This window comes from Gottfriedia luciferensis (genome assembly GCF_002156865.1).
GTDB lineage: Bacteria > Bacillota > Bacilli > Bacillales > Bacillaceae_G > Gottfriedia > Gottfriedia luciferensis.
Window position 1 is genome coordinate 1 of the sequence record NZ_NCTA01000035.1, and the last position, 22,526, is coordinate 22,526.

Annotated in this window: 25 protein-coding genes and 1 pseudogene; 17 read left to right on the forward strand and 9 right to left on the reverse strand. The window is 33.2% G+C overall.

All coding sequences use genetic code 11. From position 1 onward, the window contains the following. Positions 1 to 46: 46 nt before the first annotated feature. Positions 47 to 1,258 carry a cytochrome P450 gene (locus B7R67_RS17410; protein WP_088072262.1) on the reverse strand — a complete coding sequence of 404 codons (1,212 nt, stop codon included), beginning with the start codon at positions 1,256 to 1,258 and terminating at the stop codon, positions 47 to 49. Between the two features lie 182 nt (positions 1,259 to 1,440). On the opposite strand from B7R67_RS17410, the gene B7R67_RS17415 reads away from it, so the two are divergent. The 17 genes and pseudogenes from B7R67_RS17415 (at position 1,441) to B7R67_RS17495 (ending at position 16,448) form a co-directional block, all read left to right on the forward strand. Next, positions 1,441 to 1,983 (forward strand): GNAT family N-acetyltransferase, encoded by a 543-nt coding sequence (locus tag B7R67_RS17415; protein ID WP_088072263.1) that lies wholly within the window; start codon positions 1,441 to 1,443, stop codon positions 1,981 to 1,983. Between the two features lie 13 nt (positions 1,984 to 1,996). Then, positions 1,997 to 2,653, forward strand: a complete 657-nt coding sequence (locus tag B7R67_RS17420) for an HAD family hydrolase (protein WP_088072264.1) — start codon at positions 1,997 to 1,999, stop codon at positions 2,651 to 2,653. Between the two features lie 474 nt (positions 2,654 to 3,127). Continuing rightward, on the forward strand, positions 3,128 to 3,901 hold the full coding sequence (locus B7R67_RS17425) for an SDR family oxidoreductase (RefSeq protein ID WP_088072265.1): 774 nt from the start codon (positions 3,128 to 3,130) through the stop codon (positions 3,899 to 3,901). 42 nt (positions 3,902 to 3,943) lie between these two features. Beyond that, positions 3,944 to 4,696 (forward strand): 2-phosphosulfolactate phosphatase, encoded by a 753-nt coding sequence (locus tag B7R67_RS17430; RefSeq protein ID WP_088072266.1) that lies wholly within the window; start codon positions 3,944 to 3,946, stop codon positions 4,694 to 4,696. A gap of 62 nt (positions 4,697 to 4,758) precedes the next feature. Further along, the gene (locus B7R67_RS17435) at positions 4,759 to 5,997 is read left to right on the forward strand and encodes an acyl-CoA dehydrogenase (RefSeq protein WP_088072267.1); all 1,239 of its coding nucleotides are present in this window, start codon (positions 4,759 to 4,761) and stop codon (positions 5,995 to 5,997) included. Positions 5,998 to 6,029: 32 nt separating this feature from the next. Further along, positions 6,030 to 6,778: pseudogene (locus tag B7R67_RS17440) on the forward strand (SDR family NAD(P)-dependent oxidoreductase). A 56-nt stretch (positions 6,779 to 6,834) separates the two neighbouring features. Next, a complete protein-coding gene (locus tag B7R67_RS17445; RefSeq protein WP_088072268.1) occupies positions 6,835 to 8,454 on the forward strand; it encodes a long-chain-fatty-acid--CoA ligase in 1,620 nt (539 codons plus the stop codon). Positions 8,455 to 8,641: 187 nt separating this feature from the next. Next, on the forward strand, positions 8,642 to 9,208 hold the full coding sequence (locus B7R67_RS17450) for a TetR/AcrR family transcriptional regulator (protein ID WP_088072269.1): 567 nt from the start codon (positions 8,642 to 8,644) through the stop codon (positions 9,206 to 9,208). A 93-nt stretch (positions 9,209 to 9,301) separates the two neighbouring features. Then, positions 9,302 to 9,703, forward strand: coding sequence for an acyl-CoA thioesterase (locus tag B7R67_RS17455; RefSeq protein ID WP_088072270.1), 402 nt, complete (start codon positions 9,302 to 9,304; stop codon positions 9,701 to 9,703). A 29-nt stretch (positions 9,704 to 9,732) separates the two neighbouring features. Continuing rightward, on the forward strand, positions 9,733 to 10,800 hold the full coding sequence (locus tag B7R67_RS17460) for a phosphotransferase family protein (protein WP_088072271.1): 1,068 nt from the start codon (positions 9,733 to 9,735) through the stop codon (positions 10,798 to 10,800). Positions 10,801 to 10,823: 23 nt separating this feature from the next. Beyond that, a complete protein-coding gene (locus tag B7R67_RS17465; protein WP_088072272.1) occupies positions 10,824 to 11,603 on the forward strand; it encodes an enoyl-CoA hydratase/isomerase family protein in 780 nt (259 codons plus the stop codon). A 19-nt stretch (positions 11,604 to 11,622) separates the two neighbouring features. Further along, on the forward strand, positions 11,623 to 12,603 hold the full coding sequence (locus B7R67_RS17470) for a quinone oxidoreductase family protein (RefSeq protein WP_088072273.1): 981 nt from the start codon (positions 11,623 to 11,625) through the stop codon (positions 12,601 to 12,603). A gap of 57 nt (positions 12,604 to 12,660) precedes the next feature. Then, positions 12,661 to 13,839: an acyl-CoA dehydrogenase family protein gene (locus B7R67_RS17475; protein ID WP_088072274.1), complete on the forward strand. Its 1,179-nt coding sequence runs from the start codon at positions 12,661 to 12,663 to the stop codon at positions 13,837 to 13,839. Between the two features lie 31 nt (positions 13,840 to 13,870). After that, positions 13,871 to 14,629, forward strand: a complete 759-nt coding sequence (gene fabG, locus B7R67_RS17480) for a 3-oxoacyl-ACP reductase FabG (RefSeq protein WP_088072275.1) — start codon at positions 13,871 to 13,873, stop codon at positions 14,627 to 14,629. 17 nt (positions 14,630 to 14,646) lie between these two features. After that, positions 14,647 to 15,096, forward strand: coding sequence for a MaoC family dehydratase N-terminal domain-containing protein (locus B7R67_RS17485; protein ID WP_088072276.1), 450 nt, complete (start codon positions 14,647 to 14,649; stop codon positions 15,094 to 15,096). Next, positions 15,093 to 15,497 carry a MaoC/PaaZ C-terminal domain-containing protein gene (locus B7R67_RS17490; RefSeq protein ID WP_088072277.1) on the forward strand — a complete coding sequence of 135 codons (405 nt, stop codon included), beginning with the start codon at positions 15,093 to 15,095 and terminating at the stop codon, positions 15,495 to 15,497. Before B7R67_RS17485 ends, B7R67_RS17490 begins: the two co-directional genes overlap by 4 nt. 138 nt (positions 15,498 to 15,635) lie before the next feature. Further along, positions 15,636 to 16,448, forward strand: coding sequence for a hypothetical protein (locus tag B7R67_RS17495; protein WP_088072278.1), 813 nt, complete (start codon positions 15,636 to 15,638; stop codon positions 16,446 to 16,448). Between the two features lie 396 nt (positions 16,449 to 16,844). On the opposite strand, the gene B7R67_RS17500 is transcribed toward B7R67_RS17495, so the two are convergent. From B7R67_RS17500 to B7R67_RS17535, 8 genes are all read right to left on the reverse strand, one after another. Continuing rightward, positions 16,845 to 17,318 (reverse strand): hypothetical protein, encoded by a 474-nt coding sequence (locus B7R67_RS17500; RefSeq protein ID WP_088072279.1) that lies wholly within the window; start codon positions 17,316 to 17,318, stop codon positions 16,845 to 16,847. Positions 17,319 to 17,552: 234 nt separating this feature from the next. Beyond that, positions 17,553 to 17,975 (reverse strand): SRPBCC family protein, encoded by a 423-nt coding sequence (locus tag B7R67_RS17505; RefSeq protein WP_088072280.1) that lies wholly within the window; start codon positions 17,973 to 17,975, stop codon positions 17,553 to 17,555. A 287-nt stretch (positions 17,976 to 18,262) separates the two neighbouring features. After that, complete coding sequence (locus tag B7R67_RS17510) at positions 18,263 to 18,748, reverse strand: DinB family protein (protein WP_088072281.1); 486 nt, start codon at positions 18,746 to 18,748, stop codon at positions 18,263 to 18,265. 181 nt (positions 18,749 to 18,929) lie between these two features. Next, the gene (locus B7R67_RS17515; RefSeq protein WP_088072282.1) at positions 18,930 to 19,595 is read right to left on the reverse strand and encodes a peroxiredoxin; all 666 of its coding nucleotides are present in this window, start codon (positions 19,593 to 19,595) and stop codon (positions 18,930 to 18,932) included. A gap of 413 nt (positions 19,596 to 20,008) precedes the next feature. Further along, positions 20,009 to 20,512 (reverse strand): CcdC protein domain-containing protein, encoded by a 504-nt coding sequence (locus B7R67_RS17520; RefSeq protein ID WP_088072283.1) that lies wholly within the window; start codon positions 20,510 to 20,512, stop codon positions 20,009 to 20,011. 147 nt (positions 20,513 to 20,659) lie between these two features. Beyond that, a complete protein-coding gene (locus tag B7R67_RS17525; protein WP_088072284.1) occupies positions 20,660 to 21,076 on the reverse strand; it encodes a VOC family protein in 417 nt (138 codons plus the stop codon). A 171-nt stretch (positions 21,077 to 21,247) separates the two neighbouring features. Further along, positions 21,248 to 21,865 carry a LysE family translocator gene (locus B7R67_RS17530; protein WP_088072285.1) on the reverse strand — a complete coding sequence of 206 codons (618 nt, stop codon included), beginning with the start codon at positions 21,863 to 21,865 and terminating at the stop codon, positions 21,248 to 21,250. Positions 21,866 to 21,910: 45 nt separating this feature from the next. Further along, positions 21,911 to 22,480, reverse strand: coding sequence for a histidine phosphatase family protein (locus tag B7R67_RS17535; RefSeq protein WP_088072286.1), 570 nt, complete (start codon positions 22,478 to 22,480; stop codon positions 21,911 to 21,913). Positions 22,481 to 22,526 lie beyond the last annotated feature (46 nt).

The window sequence follows — 22,526 nt, forward strand, 5'->3', positions numbered from 1 at the left end:
TTTTTTAACAAAGCCTAATAAATAAATAGGTCAGTTTTTATATTCTCTATTTAATATTTGCTCGAATCCTAAGATGATTAAATCCACGAAAAGCAACATTAGCACGACGTGTAGGTTCCTCGATTAATACAGGATTATCTAGGTGGTGTAAAAGTTTCTCAATTGCGATTTGTCCTTCTAATCTTGCCAGTGGAGCACCTAAGCAAAAATGTGGACCAGTAGAAAATGATAAATGTTTTATATTTTTACGAGTGATATCAAATTCTTCCGGATTGTTTGTAACAGATGAATCATAATTTGCGCCACCTAATGAAACCATGAATAAATCTCCTTTTTTAATCGAATTACTTAAAAAATCAAAGTCTTCTGCAGCCCACCTCGAAGTAAAAATGACAGGTGATTCAAACCTTAAAATCTCTTCAATTGCCGAAGGGATTAGTGAACGATCATTTTTTAAAACTTTATATTGCTGAGGGTGTTTTAATAATAAATAATAGCCATTCGTGATCAAATTAACGGTTGTTTCATGTCCAGCAATTAATAAAAGTAAACAACTTGCAATCATTTCATCTTCTGTTAGTTTATCTCCTGATTCCTCTGCATGAATTAAACTGCTAATTAAATCTTCTTTTGATTGACGTCTTCTTTCAGATATAAGATTTCTAAAGTAATTACTTGCCTCAACAATATCTTTCGTAACGAGTTCTAAATCTTCAATTGTTGTATTAAAATCGATAAATTTAATAAAGGCATCAGACCATCTACGGAACAAATCGCGATCTTCTTTCGGAACTCCTAATAAATCAGTAATGACAAATACAGGTAATAGATAAGAAAAATCGCTTATAAGTTCGTGCGTAGCTTTTCCTCTCATGTTTGTAATTAAGTAATCAGCAATTTCATTTACCGTAGTTCGTAGATTTTCAACCATTTTTGGGGTAAATGCTTTGTTTACAAGATTTCTCAAACGAGTATGGTCAGGTGCATCTCGAAACAGCATCATCTTTCGATTTAATGAAATTGCAGGCATAATACTTTTCGGAATTGTTTGTTTGTCTTGTGGTACAACTTTTGTCTCCTCTTTAATAAAGCGAGAGTCTTTTAAAATACTCTCCGCTTCTTTGTATCCTGTCACTAGCCAGCCTGTTCTTTGAAAGAGCTCCGTGTATAATACGGGACTTAATTCTCTAGCCTCTCTAAAAAATGAATAGGGATCCTTATAAAAAAACTCTGAGTTAATTTTTAATTGATTTTTCATCTGATTTTCTCCCTTTTAAAATTAGTCTATTTATTTTTATTTCTGCGAATATGGATTATGCCATTTTTAAATGAGTCATTTAAGGGGGGGAATAATCGCCTAAAAATTAAGAAGATTATATCAAATGGGTATGGTAAAATTAGGTAATATTTTATCAGGTGTTCATTGAAAGGAGTAAGCTAATGGATTTTCCAATTTTAGAAACAGAAAGATTATCTTTCATTCAAATTACTCAAGAATATGTAAATGAAATTTTTTCGATCTTTTCAAATGATGATGTCATTCAATATTATGGCATGAGCCCTTTTACTGAAAAAGATCAAGCTGTCAAAATGATTGAATCATTTCAAACAAGATTTGAGAATCTACAAGGGATGCGCTGGGGAATTGTTGAGAAAAAATCAAATCAATTAATTGGTACAATCGGATTAAATAATTTAGTTTTACATGCAAAAAGAACAGAAATTGGTTATGATTTATTGCCTACGTACTGGAGAAACGGTTATATGGCAGAAGCAATTAAAGCAATTATGTCATATTGCTTTGAAAATTTAGAGCTTTATCGGATTGGAGCCATTATTTTTCCTGAAAATATTGCTTCATCATCATTAGTAGAGAAATTAGGATTTAAAAAAGAAGGATTACTTAGAGGATATCTAGTTCAAAATAACCATTCCCGAGATTTAAATGTTTTTTCAATCATCAAACCAGAATGGGAAAAATAAAAAGGAGAGCTATATGATCAAAGCAATCATTTTTGATTTTGATGGATTAATTGTCGATACTGAATCAGTTTGGTTTGAGGCTTACAAAGAAGTTCTACTCCAATATGAAGTAGAGTTAACTCTTCAAAAGTTTTCGGAAGTTATTGGAACAACTGATGAAATTTTATATGAATATATCAATTCAAATGCAAAAGTGCCTATCGTTCGAGAAAAAATCGAACAATTGGTTAAAGAAATCGTTAAACAAAAGCTAATTAAGCCAGTATTGAGAGAAAATGTAGAGGACTATTTAAAATCTGCAAAAAATGCAGGTTTGCAAATAGGATTGGCTTCAAGTTCTTCTAAGGAGTGGGTAGAAAGCTTTTTGAAGAAGTTAAATATTTTTGACTATTTTTCTGTCATAAAAACAAGTGACGACGTGTCGAAAGTAAAGCCGGATCCAGAGTTATATCTAAAAGCTATTGAAGAATTGGGTGTACAGGTAAACGAAGCAATTGCATTTGAAGACTCACTGAATGGGTTAATAGCTGCAAGGAAAGCTGGATTAAAATGCGTCATTGTTCCAAATAGTGTAACGACTCATTTAGAGTTCGAGAATTATAGTTTAAGATTATCTTCGATGGCTGAAAAAACTTTAGATGATGTGATTAATCATTTATTGAAGAATTAAGCAGTACATAGACTGCACCCCTTAAAGTAGATGTTGAAAAAACCCTCTGTTTGGGCAACATTGAATTTAAGGGGTGTTTTTTATGGCTTATTTTCTTTCATTTTAAACCTACTAACTTTTTTTCTATTAATAAACGAATAACTAAAAATGAACAAGCATAGTCCTTACTGAAGAGTGGAGGGTCTATACTTCCATTGGAGTATCATGAAGGTTGGGACTTGTTTACCGAGTCTAGATAATAAATAATTCTTTCTTATCGAATGAAAATCCTTTAGCTTGTCAATTAACTGCATGATTATTTTGTGTAGAGTAATAAATATAAAATAATTATTATTGAATATTCAGAATTTATCTTGTATTATCAAATTAATAAACATACCGACTGGTTAGTATCCAAAAGGTTGTTTCATAACAAAAAGTAAAAAACTAGTTAATTAGCTTTTAAAAATAAACACTATTTAAGGAGGATCTGTGATGCATGTTAAAGAGTTATTTGATTTAACAGGAAAAGTAGCAATTGTAACAGGTGGTGGAAGAGGTTTAGGGGAACAGATTGCAAAAGGCTTTGCGGAAGCAGGGGCAAACATCGTCTTATGCTCTCGTAATGTTGAATCTTGTCAGGAAATTAGTGAAGAATTAAAGAGACTTGGTGTTGAGTCTTTAGCAATTAAGTGCGATGTAACAAAACCAGAGGAAGTACAAAGAGTCGTAGACGAAACGAAAGAGAAATTTGGTCGAATTGATATTTTAGTAAATAATAGCGGGGCATCTTGGGGAGCACCTGCAGAAGAAATGCCTCTTGAGGCTTGGCATAAAGTAATGAATGTAAATGTAACAGGCACATTCTTAATGTCCCAAGCAGTCGGTAAAGTAATGTTAGAACAAAAAGCAGGGAAAATTATTAATATCGCTTCAATTGCAGGATTAGTAGGAACGAATCCAAAAGTATTGAATGCAGTAGGGTATAGTGCAAGTAAAGGTGCAGTAATTAGTTTTACAAAGGATTTAGCTGCCAAATGGGGTCCAAGTGGTATTTATGTGAATGCACTTGCTCCTGGTTTTTTCCCAACTAAAATGTCAAAGGACATAATCTCTCATGGGGTAGATGAGATTCTAGAAGGAATTCCGCTAAAGAAATTTGGAAATGAAGACGAACTGAAGGGGGCGGCTTTATTTTTAGCAGCACCAGCTTCAAATTATGTAACAGGTGAAGTACTTGTAGTAGATGGTGGAACTTCAATCGTATAAGTTTTCGAATTCATGATTGAATAATCAAAAGGAGTTTTGTAAATGGGAAAACTTCACCTATTGATGAAAAAAGAGGAAATAGATGACCAAAAACTTAATAATGAAAAGTTAGTTGTCGTGTTTGATGTTTTGCTTGCTACTTCAACGATTACAGCAGCATTAGCATTTGGAGCTAAAGAAGTTATACCTGTCATGAATGGAGAAGAAGCAATTCAATATACAGAAGAGCATATTGGAAATGAGTATCTATTAATTGGTGAATATGAAGGGACAACGATTGATGGCTTTCTTTCACCTAACCCTTCAAACCTCAAAGAAATTGTTTCAGATCAATCAATCGTCTTATCTACTACGAATGGAACAGTTGCTCTTAAAAAATCTCAAAATGCAAAGCGTATTTATGCAGCTTCAATTTTAAACGCACAGGCTGTAAGTAATCATTTATGTAAATCGTATAACGATGAATCAATTATACTAGTTTGCTCGGGTTCATCAGGTCATTTTAACATGGAGGATTTTTATGGTGCGGGCTATTTTATCGATTGCTTATTCAATGAATCTTTAAATCTAGCATTATCTGATGCAGCAAAATCAGCCTATTACTTTTATTTAGGTGAAAAAGATAAGAGTAATGAGATCCTGTCACAATCAAGAGTAGGTAGGATGTTAACACATTTGGGTTTTGAAAAGGAAATCAATTTTGTTAGTTCGAAAAGCGTCTATGATGTAGTTCCAATATTTGAGGGTGGAAAAAGCGTTGTAAATCGAAATAAGTCACAGAATACGATTCGATAGATTATTGGAGAAATTAATGTAAGTGCAAATTTCATGAACGATATGTTGAAAGGGATGATTTGATGGATTTCTTATATTCACCTAAAGTACAAGAACTACAGGCCAAACTGACTAAGTTTATGGAAATGTATGTTTATCCTAATGAACAATTATATGAAGAACAGTTAAATTCACAAGAAACACGTTGGAGTGACGTGCCCCCTATAATGGAACAATTAAAAGAAAAAGCAAAGCAAGAAGGTCTATGGAATTTATTCCTTCCTGAAAGCGATGTAGGAGCTGGATTAACAAATTTAGAATATGCACCACTATGTGAAATTATGGGAAGATCATTGATTGGACCTGAAGTGTTTAATTGCAGTGCTCCTGACACAGGTAATATGGAAGTTTTAGAACGATATGGTACGAATGAACAGAAGGAAAAATGGTTAGTCCCACTTTTAAATGGAGAAATACGTAGTTGTTTTTCAATGACAGAACCAGAAGTAGCTTCTTCTGACGCAACAAATATTGAGGCGAGTATTAAAAGAGATGGTGACGATTATATTATCAATGGTCGTAAATGGTGGTCATCAGGAGCAGGAGATCCAAGATGTAAAATTGCAATTTTTATGGGGAAAACCAATCCAGAAGCTCCTCGACATGAACAGCAATCGATGATTCTAGTTCCATTAAATACCCCAGGTGTAAAAATTGAAAGAATGTTGCCAGTTTTTGGGTATGATCATGCACCACATGGACATGCGGAAATCACCTTTACGAATGTAAAAGTTCCAATCAGCAATATCATTTGGGGTGAAGGAAAAGGTTTTGCAATTGCGCAAGGTAGATTGGGTCCTGGTCGTATTCATCATTGCATGAGGCTGATTGGAGCAGCAGAGCGAGCGCTCGAAGAAATGTGTAAGCGTGTACAAAACCGCGTGGCATTTGGAAAACCAATTGCTAATCAGGGGGTAGTACAAGAGTGGATTTCAAATTCAAGAATTGAGATTGAACAAGCTAGATTACTAACTTTAAAGGCTGCTCATATGATGGATACCGTAGGGAATAAAGAGGCTAAAGCAGAAATCGCAATGATCAAAGTTGTTGCACCTTCAATGGCATTACGAGTAATTGACCGAGCGATTCAAGCCTTTGGTGCTGCTGGTGTCTCAAATGATTATACACTTGCTTCTCAGTGGGCTAATGCTAGAACACTTAGATTGGCTGATGGTCCAGATGAAGTCCATCGTGCTCAACTAGCAAAATTAGAATTAAAAAAATATGCAGATGAAAAAAGTCTAACTTCAATTAAAGGTTAATTTAAAAACACTTTATCATTGTGAGGTTATTTATGAGACTAAAAGATAAGATTGTAATTATAACAGGTGGTGGAAGTGGCATTGGACGTGCTACTGCCATTCGCTTTGCAAATGAAGGGGCAAAAATCGTCATTGCAGATCGAAACGAAAAAACTGGAGAAGAAACACTAGGCTTATTAAAAGAAAAAAATTCAGAAGCAATTTTTGTTAAGACGAATGTTGCTGATAGCAAAAGTGTTCAAAATTTGGTGAATCAAGCTGTTGAATGCTTTGGTGGTATCGATATTTTGTTTAATAATGCTGGAGTTGGTAACTCAGAAGTTCGTAGCGTAGATTTAGAAGAAAAAGAGTGGGATTCAGTAATAGACATAAATTTGAAAAGTGTATTCTTAGGGATTAAATATGCAATACCAGAATTAATTAAATCCGGTAATGGGGTAATCATTAATACCGCTAGTTTACTAGGTTTAAAAGGAAAGAAATATGTAAGTGCATATAATGCTTCAAAAGGTGGCGTCATTCTATTAACACAAAATGCAGCATTAGAATATGGAAAGTACAATATTCGTGTAAACGCAATTGCTCCAGGCATAATCGATACTAATATTATTGAGCAATGGAAAAATGACGAAAGAAAATGGCCAATCATGTCAAAAGCAAATGCTTTAGGAAGAGTTGGCAAACCTGAAGAAATAGCATCTGCTGCATTATTTCTAGCCTCGGACGAACATTTGTGACAGGGACTACTTTATCTGTGGATGGTGGAGGTTTAATATTTTAATTTATAAGGATGATCTAGTTAGAATCAATATAGAGACAAGAAATGGAGAGTAATGTATGTTAACGAATAAAGTTTGGTTATCACATTATCCTGAATATATTGCAAAAGAACTATCAATTCCAAATAAAACAATTCCGCAGATGTTCAACGAAACAGTTGAAAACTATCCTAATCATTCTTGTTTATCTTTTTATGGTATGAAAAAAACATATAGTGAAGTACATTCTGCAGTAATGTCTTTTGCTTCGGCACTTCAGAATAATAAAGTTAAAAAAGGTGATCGTGTTGCAATTATGCTTCCGAATTGTCCTCAATATGTGATTTCATACTATGGAATACTTACAATCGGAGCAATTGTAACGCAAGTAAATCCAATGTCAGTTCAAAGAGAGCTTAAGGAATTATTAAATGATTCAGGTGCAGAAACGATTGTAGTATTAAATAGTCTATTTCCAATTGTAAAATCAATATTGGAAGAAACGAACTTAAGAAAGATTATTGTTGTAAATTTATCTAGTACAAATGAAGAATATGAAACTGGAATACCATTTGATAAATTTTTACAAGGTAGCAACCACAAAGTGACACCTGTAATGATTGATCCTAGTGAAGATGTTGCAGTTCTCCAATATACAGGTGGGACAACAGGTCGTTCAAAAGGTGTTATGTTAACACATCGAAACCTTTACGCAAATATTATGCAACAAAGTGAATTTTTTAAAGGTGCATTTAATAGAGGCCTTGAGCGAGTATTGTCAATCATTCCATTTTTCCATGTTTATGGAATGACTGTATGTATTAATTTAAGTGTATTTATGGCAAATGAAATCATTATGCTTCCTCGTTTTGAAATTCAAGAAGTTTTGAATACAATTAAAAATGAGCAGCCTACATTATTTCCTGGAGTTCCAACAATGTATGTTGCACTAATCAATCATCCAGAATCTGAAAAATATGGAATTGATACAATCAAACTTTGCAATAGCGGGAGTGCTCCAATGCCTGTAGAATTAATGAAACAATTTGAAACGAAGACAGGTGCGACTATTTTAGAAGGATACGGATTATCTGAAGCTTCACCAACGACTCATAGTAATCCTGCTTTTGCAAAAAGAAAACCAGGAACAGTTGGAATTCCTTATCCATCTACTGAATCTAAAATCGTTGACTTAGCCAACGGTACAGAAGAGGTTCCAGCCGGTGAAATTGGCGAATTAATCATTAAAGGTCCTCAAGTAATGAAAGGTTATTGGAATTTACCAGAAGAAACGGCAATTACAATAAGAGATGGCTGGTTGTACACTGGTGATATTGCGCGTGTTGATGAGGATGGTTATGTCTCTATTTTAGATCGAAAAAAAGACATGATTATTGCAAGTGGCTTTAATGTGTATCCCCGTGAAATAGAGGAAGTAATTTATGAACATCCTTGTGTTAGGGAAGCAGTTGTCATTGGAGTTCCAGATGAATATAGGGGTGAAACAGTTAAAGCAGTAATTGTACTGAAAGAAGATTTACAAGTTAGTGAAGAAGAATTGAAGGAATACTGCAAAATTAATCTAGCAACCTATAAAGTTCCTCGGATCATAGAATTCCGAAATGAACTACCAAAAACGAATGTTGGAAAGATTTTAAGAAGAGCAATTAGGGAATCAGAAAATTCTAAAGTGAGATAAGGAAAAGAGAATAGAAAAAACATTCATTTTAGGAATGGAACGATTATTTACAATTAATCTAGTTTCCACCTTGAAACTTACCTTTCCTGATTCTGTTGATCTATCGTCTAATTTATTTGATTATAATAAAATCTCACTTGTACTATGATATAATTCAATGGAAATTTTAAGATTGCGAGGACATCTTATGAAACAGAAAATAAAGGAACACTCAATACAGTTATTTGACAAAAAAGGATTCACTTCTACTTCTATTCAAGATATCGTCGAATCGATTGGTGTTACAAAAGGGACATTTTATTATTATTATACAAGTAAAGAAGAACTTTTAAAGGAAATACATCTTCGTTTTATTGATGATTTATTAAATGAACAGGAAAAGATCATTAACGACGAAGAAAAAACGATTCAAGATAAATTATTTGAAGTTATTTGTCTAGCATTAGTAGACATAAAGAAACAAGGTGCCAGTGCGAAAGTTTTCTATCGAGAAATGAGACATTTAAGTCCTGAAAGTTTAACAGAAATTAAAGAAAAAAGAGATTTATATCGATTTAATATTGAAAAGATGCTCTATGAAGGAATACAAAAAGGTGACTTACGTTCAGATCTTGATGTACCGATCGTTTCATTCGGCATATTAGGAATTATGAACTGGAGTTACGAGTGGTATAACCCTGAAGGTAGTAAAAATGAGTATCAAATTGCAAAGGCATTTCAAGAAATGGTTTTAAAAGGGATCGATCGAAAATAGAGGGGATAAAATGATCGTCTCCTTTGTTTTGTCGAACATACCGACTAGTTAGTATTTGATCGATTTAATCTATAATAAAAGGTAGGGACCGTTATGGAGAAATTCACAGTTACCCCTAGATTTTGTGAAACTGATGCGTTAGGTCATATAAACAATACTAGTTATTTCATTTATTTAGAGGATGCACGTATTAAATTTTTCCAATCGCTCGGTTATTCAATGAATCTATCTGATTGGAAATTTATTTTGGCTTCTACGAAATGTGATTTTATCAATCAAGGGCATTTTAATCAAAAACTTACTGTATCTACATATATAAAAAAAATTAGCAACAAAAGTTTTCATCTTGAACATGAAATTTGCTGCGAAGAAACGAATCAAATGATTGCAACTGGTAATGCAATTATCGTATTTTTTAATTTTCAAGAACAACGAAGTGAAGAGCTTCCTGATCATTTAAGAGAAGAACTAGAAAGACATTTAGTTGTTAAATAGACTGAATTTTCTTAAAAGGAGGTAATGATATGACAGAAAAAGTAATGTTAGAAACGATACAAGTCAGAAAAGGTGAAGAGTTAAATGTTCGAGCGTTACATCATTTTTTACAAGAAAAAATTGATGATCTCCCTAGTGGTGAATTATCAATTCGACAGTTTTCAGCTGGACATTCAAATTTAACTTATTTACTAAAAATAAAGGACTGGGAAGTTGTATTAAGACGACCACCTCTTGGCCCAGTTGCTCCAAAAGCTCATGATATGAAAAGAGAATTTCGTATTCTTTCTGAAATCCAACCTCATTTTTCAGCGGCACCTAAACCAATTCTATTTTCAGAAGATGAATCAATCGTTGGAAGTTCATTTTTTGTGATGGAGAGAAAAAATGGTGAAGTATTTGATTCCTCATTTCCCGAACATTTAAATGTAACAAAAGAAGATCGTAAAACAATATCCAATATTATGGTTGAAAAATTAGTTGAATTGCATTCAATTGACTATACAAAAACAAATTTGCTCGAAATTAGTAAACCCGAAAACTTCATGGATAGACAAGTAAACGGTTGGATCGGACGTTATAATCGAGCAAAAACGAATGAGATTCCTGTAGTTGATCAGTTTATGGGCTGGTTAGTAAACAATATACCAAAGAATCACGAATCTGCGATTATTCATTATGATTTTAAGTTGAATAATTCAATGTTTAGTCATGATTTAAAAGAACTGATTGGATTATTTGATTGGGAAATGACGACGATCGGTGATCCATTAGCTGATTTAGGGGTAGCTTTAAGTTATTGGATTCAAAATGATGATCCAGATTTACTAAAGTATGGTTTAGGTAATCCATCAGTAACAATTCAAGATGGTTTTATGACAAGAGATCAATTTATTGAAGCATATGCTAAGAAAAGCGGAAGAGATTTATCAAATATTCATTATTATTTAGCTTTTGCCTATTTTAAGTTAGCCGTAATTGTTCAACAAATCTTTTATCGATTTAAATCTGGACAAACAAATGACCAACGTTTTGTTAAGTTCGATCAATTTGCAGAAAATCTGATTAAAATTGGTTACAATCTGGTAATTAAATAGTTTCCTAGAGAAGGAGTGTTTAGATGAATAATCAGCATTTATTAGTCGAAGTAAAGGAACGAATATTAACATTAACATTAAATAGACCGGAAAGTTTAAACTCGTTTAGTCATGATATGTTAGAAGGCATTATTGAAGCAATTCATCAAGCAAAAATAAATCCTGAAATAAAAGTGATTGTTCTATCAGGAGCTGGTCGTTCGTTCTCAGCAGGTGGAGACGTTAAATCGATGGGGAATGTTTCACCAAATGATGTATACGATCACATTGGACTTTTAAATAAAGTTATAAAAGCACTTCGAGATCTTGAAAAACCAGTAATCGCTTCAGTTCATGGTTTTGCAGCCGGAGCGGGAGTTAATTTAGCATTAGCGTGCGATTTAATTATAGCAGCTGATGATAGTAAATTTGCTTTGAGCTTTTCTCAAGTAGGCTTAATTTCAGATGGTGGTGGTTCATACTTCTTGCCTAGATTAATTGGTCCATATTTAGCAAAGCAGTTTTTCTTTACTGCAGAACCAATTCAAGCTGAACGAATGGCTCAATTAGGAATCGTGAACGTTCTTGTCCCAGCTGAGAATTTAGTTGATGAAACAATTAAATTTGCGAATAAAATCGCTGCTGGCCCAGGCAAAGCAAATGGCATGATGAAAAAATTAATTGATCAATCTTTTACAGCTACTTTAGATGAAATGCTTGAACTTGAAAGAATTACACAGCCATTAATGGTATCAACAGAAGACCACCTAGAAGGTGTGGCAGCATTTAAAGAAAAAAGAAAAGCAATTTTTACAGGAAAATAAATTCTCGGAGGTATGTCTTATGCAATTAATTCAATGTAACCAATTTGGTGGTCCAGAAGTATTAGAAAAAATTGAAATGGATCGACCTGTGCCAAAAGGAAAGGAAGTATTAATTGAAGTACATGCAGCAGGTGTTAATTATGCTGACACTGCTAGAAGAGAAAATCAATATGTAGTTGAAACAACATTGCCATATGTTCCAGGTGCTGAAGTCGCTGGTGTGGTAGTAGAAATAGGAGACGAAGTTACGACTGTAAAAATTGGAGATCGAGTTGTATCAATGTTAGAAAGTGGTGGATACGCAGATTTTGCAATTACAGATGAACGATCGATCATTCATTTACCAAACGAACTAGATTTTAAAACTGCTGCTGCATTGCCAGTGCAAGGACTAAGTGCTTACCACATTTTAAAAACAATGGGTATGCTTGAACCTGGTGAAACCGTACTAATCCATGCAGCGGCTGGTGGTGTAGGGACTTTAGCTGTTCAATTAGCGAAATTATTTGGAGCTGGAAAGGTAATCGCAACGGCAAGCACAGAAGAAAAGTTACAGCTTGCAAAAGAAATGGGTGCGGATGTGCTGATAAACTATACAGAAGAAGGATGGGAAAAGAAGGTTTATGAGGCCACGAATGGAAAAGGTGTGGACGTTGCACTTGAGATGGCTGGTGGTGATGTTTTTTATAAAACTTTAAATTGTCTAGCCTATTTTGGTAGATTAGTTATTTATGGTGTAGCAAGCGGTCAACAAAGCAAATTTTATCCTTCATCTTTAATGGCCAAAAATAAATCAGTTATTGGGTTCTTCTTACCTCCACTTTTGAGAAAAAAAGCATTAATCAAACAAAGTTTGGAAGAGATCTTTACTTATTTAGCTGAAGGAAAATTAAAAATTACAATTGGTGAAGTTTACCCATTAAGTGAAGCAGCAAATGTTCATTCATTATTGCAATCAAGAAAAACAGTTGGAAAAGTCATTTTAGAACCGGGAAAATAATTTGCTATATTTACAATTGAATTTTAGTGTTTATCATAATGAAACGGGGGAATTTAAATGCATTTACGCCTGACTGATGAACAAAAAATGATTCAAAAAACAATCCGAAAATTTGTAGAAAAGGAATTGATTCCATTAGAGAATGAGGTTCTTAGAAATGAACGTGAAGGAAGACCAGGCTTAGATCCTAAAATTGAAAAAGAGCTTCAATTAAAGGCAAAAGCAGCTGGTTTTTGGGGAATCAATACTCCTGCTGAATACGGCGGTGCTGATTTAGGCCAAATGATGCTGGCGATTATTTATATGGAAATTTCGAAAACATTTGTACCATTTAAATTTGGTGGATATGCGGATAATATCTTGTTTTATTGTAATGAGGATCAAAAAAAGAAGTATTTGATACCAACAATAAATGGCGAAAAGAAATCATGCTTTGCTATGACAGAACCGAATGCAGGCTCTGATACTCAAAATATAAAAATGACAGCAGTGAAAGACGGTAGTGAGTGGGTATTAAACGGCGAGAAAACATTTATCACGGGTGGAAACGAAGCAGACTTTGTAATGGTAATAGCAATAACAGATAAGGAGAAACACAAAAATACAGGTGGTAGAGATGGCGTAACTTGCTTTATCGTTGACCGAGAAATGGGCTGGAAATCTGAATATATTCATACAATGGGCGAATGGGGACCGGCTGGTTTAGTATTTGATAATGTTCGCGTACCTGAAGAAAACATATTAGGGGAATTAAATGGTGGATATCATTTAGGTTTAGAATGGATCGGCTTTGCACGATGGATTGTAGGGGCAACAGCTGTTGGTGCTGCAGAGCGATTATTACAAATGGCAATTGATTATTCCAAAGAAAGAGAAACATTCGGTAAACCAATTGCTGATCGACAAGCAATTCAATGGCAAATTGCGGATTCAGCTGTTGAAATCGAAGCTGCAAAATGGTTAGTTTTAAACGCTGCATATACATTGGATCAAGGGGAGGATAATCGTCATTTAGCATCGATGGCGAAGCTTTACGGTTCAAATATGGGGAACCGAGTTGTTGATCGTGTCCTTCAAATTCATGGTGGGATTGGTTATACAAAAGAACTTCCTATTGAAAGATGGTACCGTGAAGCAAGATTATGGAGAATTTATGATGGTACTGACGAAATTCAAAGATTAATCATATCCCGTAATTTAATTAAAGGACATGTGAAATTAGGACAATACGTTTAATAATAAAAACTAAACAATTGGAGTGGGGAAAATGGCAGGGAGATTTGAAGGCAGAGTGGCATTTGTTACTGGTGGTAGTCGTGGAATTGGGAAAGGGATCGTAGAGTTATTTGCAAAAGAAGGAGCAAAAGTGGCTATTATTGATGTGAATGAAGAAGCTCTTTCGCAAACTGCGACAGAATTTAAAGAATTTGAAATCTATACAAAAATAGCGAATGTAACAAATGCTAATGAAGTTGAAAATACAATGAAAGAAGTATTCGATACATTTGGTTCAATTGATATTGTAGTCAATAATGCTGGTGTTATTCGAGATAACTTATTATTTAAAATGACTGATTCGGATTGGGATACTGTAATGGATGTTCATTTAAAAGGGTCGTTTAATGTAGTACGTGCAGCACAAACGTACATGGTTAAACAAAAGTACGGAAGAATCATTAACATTTCTTCAACTTCTGCACTAGGAAATCGTGGTCAATCAAATTATGCGACGGCTAAAGCAGGTTTACAAGGACTTACGAAAACACTTGCAATTGAGCTTGGTAAATATGGTATCACATCAAACGCTGTAGCCCCTGGTTTTATTGAAACAGAAATGACAAAGGAAACAGCTAGTCGGATCGGCATAACATTTGAACAGTTGGTTGAAGCAAGTTTAAGTCAAATTCCAGCAGGAAGAACTGGTAAACCAGAAGACATCGCAAATGCAGTTGCGTTTTTTGCTGATGAGAAATCATCCTATGTAAATGGTCAGGTTTTATATGTAGCTGGTGGACCTAAATCATAAAAAAAAGAGGTGATCTAATGTTTAAAGCCTTTATTGGTAAACGATCTAATTCAGTAAAAAATGTTGTAGAACGTGGCGCTGTAAAAAAATTTGCAGAAGCAATTGGAGACTGTCATCCAATTTTTGTAGATGAAGAATTTGGAAAAGAAACTAGATATAAACAAAATATAGCACCGACAACTTTTCCAAGGGTGTTTGATTATGGAAAAATCGAAAATTTTCATTTACCTAATGTCGGTTTAATACATGGTGAACAAATATTTGAATATAAAAGACCACTATTCGTTGGCGAAACAATCTATTGTTATACAGAAATTAAGGATTATTACGAAAAAAAAGGTGGACACGGATTCATGGGATTTTTAGTTTTATCAGATAATGGAGAAGACCAGGGTGGAAATCTTGTTTTTACAGCAAAATCAATTGTGATCATAACGGAAGAAGTTAGGAAGGTGCTAGCAGTATGACCGGAATAATCAACTTAAAAATTGGTGATCCTCTGAAAACAATCGTACTAGATCCTGTATCCAGACTGGATTTAATTAAATATGCAGGTGCTTCAGGAGATTTTAATCCAATCCATACGATTGACGATGAAGCAAAAAAAGCTGGGCTTCCTGGTGTCATTGCGCATGGTATGTGGACAATGGGAAATTTAGCGAAACTTTTTTCGGAATATTTAGAAGACGGGTATATTGAAAATTACTCGATTAGGTTTAAAAATATGGTATTCCTAAATGATGTTATTTCATTAAACTCAATGCTTGAAAAAGTCGAAGAAAATAAGCTTCATTTTAAAGTAGAAGCTAAAAATCAAAATAATGTATCTGTACTAGTAGGAAAAATTTTATTTAAATTATATGAATGATAATCTTTCGTTTTGGGACTTCTAATAGGAGTCCCTTTTGTATTTATAAAAGTGAATGTTACTACTAGAAAGAAGAGAGAACTCGGATTATTTTAAAGGATTTACACATAATAGTAAAAAACGAGATAGGTGAGAAAAATGGATCTTTCATTTGATAAATTATTAGAGCAATTTGATTTAAAGAAAAATGAACATCAAAAAAACATGCACAAAATTAATAAAAGAATAGATGATATCGAATCTCATATGGCGAATATAAAAAAGCAAATACATAATTTTGACGATCAGATTATTCATCTAGAAAAAGAACTTAAAACGACATTGTCGATGATAAGCCGTGAAGAAGAAGCACATTCAAGACATCAATTAGAGCAAAAATACGAAAATCATAAAAGTAAAGATCACAAACAGAATGAAGAACATAAAAATCACAATCACAATCACAAGCAAGAACAGGAAGAACATGAATATCACAATCATGAGCATCATGACCACAAGGAACATTCTAATTGGGCTCAAAATCTTATAAATAATGTAGAAGAATTCTCTGCTAGTATTTTCGAATCAAACCATGAAGAACACAGTACGGAAAGGTCAAATAACTCTAGAAGAGCTAGAAGAAAATACAATGATAAAGAAAATGATAATGATATGAATCATGAAAAAAGTAATCAATATTCAGCAAGTTCAATTGATCAAAATCAATTGACTCATTCAAATGATATTAGTTCAGGGATTACAAGTTTAAATCAAAAAAATTACACTGAAATTGCATCAACCTATTCGAATAGTCATTTCGATCAATATCAAAGTGACCAAACAAATCAGGTGAAATCAGAACAATTATTAGAACAAAATTTTTCTGATATGTCCATCGATGATTGGGAAGACTCAACAACAAATTTATCAATGTCAGAATGGTTTGAAGTCGACCCGCGATCTGACAAATAAAATGCAGGTTTGTTAAAAGCAGGAGAAGCAGGAAGAACAGGAAAAGCAGATAGGAAATATATTATAAATAGGAATACTCTAAAGTCTTTTGATATCTATTCCTTTCACTTTCCCTTTCCCTTTGATCCTGCATTTCCTTGTTCTTGCTCTTAAGCATGCATACTGTAGTGGAAATGAACATCACTCAACTTCAATTGACAAGATTATTTTTCAAGAGCGTGAAAAAAGGATCTTCCTTGAAGATCCTTTTTTGTTTTTATATGGATTAACTCAATAAAGACAAAGTCAACATGAGATTTATTCTGCAAATATGAAGTAATAGCAATCTACCTATATTGATTAAGATTTTCATCTGTTCAAAAAATTGTACTTTATTGGAATCATGATAAATTCCTTTTAAAAATGTGTATTTTTTACAGATTCATGAACTATTTGTTTTTCAAAGCTTGTAATCACAAAATAACCAGCTGCAATTCCTATTATTGCAATTAATGTAGATGTAGAATTTCCAAAATAACCTCCCATAATCTGTTTCACAAAAGGAAAATTCAAAGAAATTAATCGTTTTAAATATAAATATGGTGTTATAGCCAAGTATAAAATTGGAATTCCTAGTACAATCAATTTAACCCAATTTAATTTCCATACTCCCTGTTTGAGAAAGTTCTTAAAAATAGAAGGAATCGCTAGCACTGCTCCAATAATTAATGGAAATAAAATTTCAAATCTATAATAATCAAATAAATCATAGGAAATACTACTTTGTTTAAAAAGATTACTTTGATGCTTTAAACCGACTACAATTACAAAAGCCAATATTATCAAATAAATTAAATACCCTACTATACTATTAATTACTCTACCTTTCACTTAAATCCCCCTCCCTATGTTATTTCCATAATATGTAAATTCTGCATTAAAATGATAATCCCTACTTTTTAATTCATTTATAAATCATTAAATTATATAAAAATAAATTTTGTTGTTGAATTTCAACGTAAAATTTAAATTATGAAATTGATAGATACTACTCTACAGCTTGAACTTTAAGTCAGAAAAGCAAAAAAAAGAGGACGAATTAACATCCCCTTTTCTACTTCTTAATTATTTATTTTGCTCTGCATATTTTTTGAAATTGTTTAGAATAGCTTGCCATCCTTGTTGTTGAAACTCAACAGGATTAGCCGTTTCAGCATCGAATGTTTCAATAATTTCAGTCTGGTCATCTTTTCCTTTAAAAGTGATATGAACTTTTCTTCCATCACCTAGAGTATAGGCAATAACCTCATGTTTTTTTACTTCATCATAAATCCCACCAAAGTCAAACCCCATACTTCCGTCTTTTGCTTCCATTCTTGAACGGAATTCTCCACCTTCTCTAAGGTCGTTCTCAGCAATTGGTGTGTGCCAGTCGTCAGAGGCACTGTTCCATTTTTTAATATGTGTAGGTTCTGTCCAAAATTCCCATACTTTTTCTACAGATGCTTGAATAGTAGTTTCAACTGTTACTTTTTTAGTTGTTTCCATATCATTTCACACCTCTCTAGATTATTAAATAAACACTACATGTGCTTAACTATATTGTAATCGATTACAAACAGTCAAGCTACTTAGTCATTATTTTTTTTAACAAGGCTCTGTAAAAAAGAATGTTGATAATTTCCGTTCCAGAATGCTCGCTTTCCAAGAGGCGTGAGCTAAGCCTCCCCGGCAACCCAGCGAGATCTCACTCTTCCCGTACTGCTATAGCAGTCTCGCACCTTCTACTCCAATCTTTGTCTTTAAATTCAATAAAATCTAATTAACATTAACAATTATTTATTCGAATAGGTGGAAAGACCTCGTCCAATTAGATTTGCAGAAATAGGCTGTTTCCCAATTTCTCTTGCCCAGATTGATATTTGCCCTACATGGTGAATTTCATGAGCAATCGTATGTCTCATGATTTCCCCCCAAGTATCCGTCACTATACTTCCATCTGGGAGTGTATCATAAAATAAACGATTTTCCATTTCATTTTCCCAGTTATCTACAAAATTTTTAACTTCAATATGAAATTTAGCGTCCAATTCTCGAACCTTATTTAAGCTTTTAAATCCATTAAAACTCTCCTGGAAATCAGATTTCCCTTGCATGAGCCGAATCCAGCTCCACTCTACATCAACGATATGAAAAAGTGTGTGCAAGATACTCCCCATTCCGCCAGTTCGTTTTGACAAAAGTTCTTCTTCACTTAACTCTTCACACCACCTATACCAATCTTCTCTTACCGACCAGTTATATCTAAAAAACATCTTCAATGATAATCCCTCCTAAAAAAATATTACCAAAATTTGTAAACTATACTTATTTCTACAATTATCAGTTAGATTCCTTTTTCAACTAACGAGCATTCCACTTTCATTCACTTAAAATAACTAGTAGCTACTTTTTGAATTTATTTAGATGATGAACGAATACTAGACTAACAGTTTATTATACTTATTGTTTCGAACAAAACCACCAATCATAACATTGAATCTGTCCTTCTTGTGCTTGTTCCATACGTTTATTTGCATCTTGAATTGTATTTGGTGGCGGCATAATTAACCGGTCACCTACTAGCTCATTTTCAGGCCAGTTTGCTGGTGTCCCTGCTTTATTTGCATCGGCGGTTTGCAATGCTTTTACCGCTCTAAGAATTTCATGGATATTGCGTCCAACATTGTCTGGATAAGTTAGAATTAGACGGATCGTACCTGCCGAATCAACAATATAAACGCTTCGAACGGTTTTTGTTCCCATTGTTGGATGAATCATCCCTAATCTAATCGCTATTTTGCCAAGGCTATCTGCAATAATAGGAAAAGTGATTTCCACTTTAAGATTTTGTTTAATCCATTCAATCCATTTAATATGGGAGAAAACTTGCTCAACAGATAATCCTATCAAATACGTATTTAGCTTCATAAATTCTGGCATCAATTTTTGGAAGGCTACAAATTCCGTTGTACAAACTGGAGTAAAATCGCCAGGATGGCTAAATAATACATACCAATGCCCTTGAAAACTTGTTGGAAGAACTAGATCACCAAGTGTGGTTTTAACCTTTATTTCTGGGAACATATCACCTAAAAATGGTTTTGTATTTGGTTCTGTTTGCTCCATTCTTATCCCTCCAAATGAAAGAAATACCTTCGTAGTTGTTCCGGCTTCTTACTTTAATCGTTATGATTCACTATTCTTTTTCTATTTTTGAACGAATACTATCATCTCTATTAATATTCACAAATATCCATTTAATGTTATGAACTATAAATGCCGTCATGAAATCTTCAACATGCATTTGTAAATTCTCACAAGGTTTTAGTGAGCTACATATTTTCGTAATCAGTTTATAATCATAAAGCCTCTATTAAAAATTAATGTTAATGAATTTCGTTACAGGATACTCGCATTCCACAGGGCGAGAGCTGAGCCTATACGATTCTCCTTTTTCTTCATATTCAAAAATGAATTGTGCTCCCTTATTCCAAGAAATAATAACTTATTATTTAAATCAGAAACAATCAAAATACCCTTCAGATATTTTTCTGAAGGGTATCTTGATTTATAAAGTTTCTTTTTTTATGGATTCGTCGAAACTTGAGAAATGAAACAATTCTCCATGGTAAAATATAACCGAGTGCAACGGTTATAAACAATGCTGCCTCTGTCTCCTGTCCAAGCCATTTTAAATAATCACGAAGTAGAAAACGGATAATAAAGATAATTACAAAAGTGATGAAGAAACTTTTGTTCTTTGTAGCGTATATATTATGATCGGATCGGAGTTCATAGTTGGTCGTCAAAATAAGTGGAATAGATAAAATAAATCCAAATAAAAGTGCGCATATCCATTCCCAGCTAGCAGCATGCGCCTTTGGATTCAAAATAATGGGAATACTAGGGATTAGCAAAAAGAATAATGGTAGGAGAATACGAACTCCATTACCTTTAATTGGGCGATACATAGCTCTCGTTCTGCGCCATATAACCAATGCAGCAACTGCAATAACAATCATGTAAAAAGAAGAAGCGTTCATAAATTCCCCCCGTAAGTGAGTATGTGTCCTTTTAAGTAGTAGCCATCGTTATAAAATTAGAAATATATAAAACTTTTTTATAAATTTACCTAGTTAAAGCGTTCAGAAGTTAAAATGAACCTGATACATTATTATCGTACATTCTATTTATCTAATAAGATATTTTTCTTTAAATACTAGACTTAACTCACTCCATACATCAAATTTATTTCCATCTAAATCATAAAAAACAAAGTTCCTTCCATTGTGACCTCTGTTTTCAATTTCTCCTACTTTCATTTCTTTTTCAATAAAATCTTTATGAATAGCCTCTAAGGCACTTAAGCCATTTACTTCAAAAGTAATAGAGAAATGTTCTTTACCGTAAATATCATAGAAGTTGGAGTTTTGGTTTTCCTTTGATCTAACAAGAAAAATACTTTGATTCGCAAAATTAAGAATTACTTTGTCTGCATCTTTATAATTTAACTCTGCACCTAGTTTACTTACATACCATTCAGAGGAAAGTTCTACATTCGTCACTGGTATATAAGTAGTACCAACTCTTAATAATTTTTCATTCATCTTCTCACCTCTATTTATCTTATACATTCATCATATTATTACCATCGTTATCAAAATAAATTGGTGTTTACAGAAATCAATACATAGGCCACTTCTGTGAATCAAGAGTTTAATAAAATAATACTCTTATAGATTTGTACTCTTATCACCAATACCCAATAACCATTTTTATTATTGTGTTTGCAGAGCAACTCTTAAACCCAATCCAATATATACTAATCCAATAACTTTTCCCATCCGTGTTGTGCCCTTACTTTTTGTGTTAAAGAATTTTTTACCGATAACACTCGATAGAAGTACAAGTAATGTGGTGTATAAAATACTTAGGAGTACGAATGTCAATCCTAGTGTTAAGAGTTGAATGAATATAGGATGATGTCCATTATGGTTTACAAATTGTGGTAATAGGGCTAGAAAAAATAGAGCAGTTTTAGGGTTTAATACTTCTATTAACACAGCTTGGCGGAAGGAAAGTTTCATATTTACTTCTTTTTGTTCTGGTGTTTTTTCACTTTTCTTAGATTTATTAATTAAAGCGGATATTCCTAAATAAAATAAATAGGCTGCACCTAAGTATTTAACTACTTCAAAAGCAAAAGCAGAAGTCATTAAAATTGCTGAAAGCCCGAAAACCGATGCACATGTATGAATTAAATCACCAACAGCAATACCTACACCTGTTAAAATACCATTCCATTTCCCACCTCTCATTGTTTGAGATAATGTTAAAAATACAGCCGGACCTGGTATTAAAAATAATGTTAAAACAACTAAAATGAATGAAACCATTTATGCTATCTCCTTTCGATAATTGATTCAAGTTTGGTAGACCTTTTAATTGTCGATTGAAAAAGTAGTTATATGCCAATGTTTCGAACTTATTTTTTTATTTGACTTCCAACCAGTCTTTTTAAGTTCTTTCGCAATTAACAAGTTAAAAAATCCATGGCCTACCAAAACAATTTCATTATATTCTTGAGCATATTTTATTAATAAATTTGTTGCTTTTTTAGCTCTAGTTTTTGCCTCATTTAAAGATTCGCAGTTAGTTGAATAGCCACTAAACCAAAGACATCTTAGTATCACAGCCCAAATATTCGGTTTTAATCTCAATCCTAACAAATTTGTTAAAGGTGTAGGTAATTCTGTTTCTCGAAACAAAGAATCAGGTTTAGATGTAACTTTAGGATTTAAAAGCTCCGCTGATTTAATAGATCGATTCAAATCACTTGTAATGATTACTTTTGTATCCTCTATTTTTTTGAGAGTATCTGAAGGATAAGTATCTTCTTCAGTTACCCCATTACTATCATATTTTTGAATCCAAATTTTAAACTCTTTACTTGTTATTGGCTTATCTTCAGTCCATAGAGATTTACCATGTCTTATCAATGAAATTTCCATAGTGATTCTCCTAGAATTATTTTCGTTGCTATAACTTACTCATGCT

Bases quoted from the DNA above. Each gene is read 5' to 3' on its own strand.
- B7R67_RS17535 (WP_088072286.1), bottom strand. From the start codon at position 22,480: ATGGAAATTTCATTGATAAGACATGGTAAATCTCTATGGACTGAAGAT.
- B7R67_RS17470 (WP_088072273.1), top strand. From the start codon at position 11,623: ATGCAATTAATTCAATGTAACCAATTTGGTGGTCCAGAAGTATTAGAA.
- B7R67_RS17465 (WP_088072272.1), top strand. From the start codon at position 10,824: ATGAATAATCAGCATTTATTAGTCGAAGTAAAGGAACGAATATTAACA.
- B7R67_RS17425 (WP_088072265.1), top strand. From the start codon at position 3,128: ATGCATGTTAAAGAGTTATTTGATTTAACAGGAAAAGTAGCAATTGTA.
- B7R67_RS17515 (WP_088072282.1), bottom strand. From the start codon at position 19,595: ATGGAGCAAACAGAACCAAATACAAAACCATTTTTAGGTGATATGTTC.
- B7R67_RS17520 (WP_088072283.1), bottom strand. From the start codon at position 20,512: ATGAACGCTTCTTCTTTTTACATGATTGTTATTGCAGTTGCTGCATTG.
- B7R67_RS17530 (WP_088072285.1), bottom strand. From the start codon at position 21,865: ATGGTTTCATTCATTTTAGTTGTTTTAACATTATTTTTAATACCAGGT.
- B7R67_RS17420 (WP_088072264.1), top strand. From the start codon at position 1,997: ATGATCAAAGCAATCATTTTTGATTTTGATGGATTAATTGTCGATACT.
- B7R67_RS17445 (WP_088072268.1), top strand. From the start codon at position 6,835: ATGTTAACGAATAAAGTTTGGTTATCACATTATCCTGAATATATTGCA.
- B7R67_RS17415 (WP_088072263.1), top strand. From the start codon at position 1,441: ATGGATTTTCCAATTTTAGAAACAGAAAGATTATCTTTCATTCAAATT.
- B7R67_RS17455 (WP_088072270.1), top strand. From the start codon at position 9,302: ATGGAGAAATTCACAGTTACCCCTAGATTTTGTGAAACTGATGCGTTA.
- B7R67_RS17450 (WP_088072269.1), top strand. From the start codon at position 8,642: ATGAAACAGAAAATAAAGGAACACTCAATACAGTTATTTGACAAAAAA.
- B7R67_RS17475 (WP_088072274.1), top strand. From the start codon at position 12,661: ATGCATTTACGCCTGACTGATGAACAAAAAATGATTCAAAAAACAATC.
- B7R67_RS17490 (WP_088072277.1), top strand. From the start codon at position 15,093: ATGACCGGAATAATCAACTTAAAAATTGGTGATCCTCTGAAAACAATC.
- B7R67_RS17430 (WP_088072266.1), top strand. From the start codon at position 3,944: ATGGGAAAACTTCACCTATTGATGAAAAAAGAGGAAATAGATGACCAA.
- B7R67_RS17485 (WP_088072276.1), top strand. From the start codon at position 14,647: ATGTTTAAAGCCTTTATTGGTAAACGATCTAATTCAGTAAAAAATGTT.
- B7R67_RS17525 (WP_088072284.1), bottom strand. From the start codon at position 21,076: ATGAATGAAAAATTATTAAGAGTTGGTACTACTTATATACCAGTGACG.
- B7R67_RS17495 (WP_088072278.1), top strand. From the start codon at position 15,636: ATGGATCTTTCATTTGATAAATTATTAGAGCAATTTGATTTAAAGAAA.
- B7R67_RS17505 (WP_088072280.1), bottom strand. From the start codon at position 17,975: ATGGAAACAACTAAAAAAGTAACAGTTGAAACTACTATTCAAGCATCT.
- B7R67_RS17435 (WP_088072267.1), top strand. From the start codon at position 4,759: ATGGATTTCTTATATTCACCTAAAGTACAAGAACTACAGGCCAAACTG.
- B7R67_RS17410 (WP_088072262.1), bottom strand. From the start codon at position 1,258: ATGAAAAATCAATTAAAAATTAACTCAGAGTTTTTTTATAAGGATCCC.
- fabG (WP_088072275.1), top strand. From the start codon at position 13,871: ATGGCAGGGAGATTTGAAGGCAGAGTGGCATTTGTTACTGGTGGTAGT.
- B7R67_RS17460 (WP_088072271.1), top strand. From the start codon at position 9,733: ATGACAGAAAAAGTAATGTTAGAAACGATACAAGTCAGAAAAGGTGAA.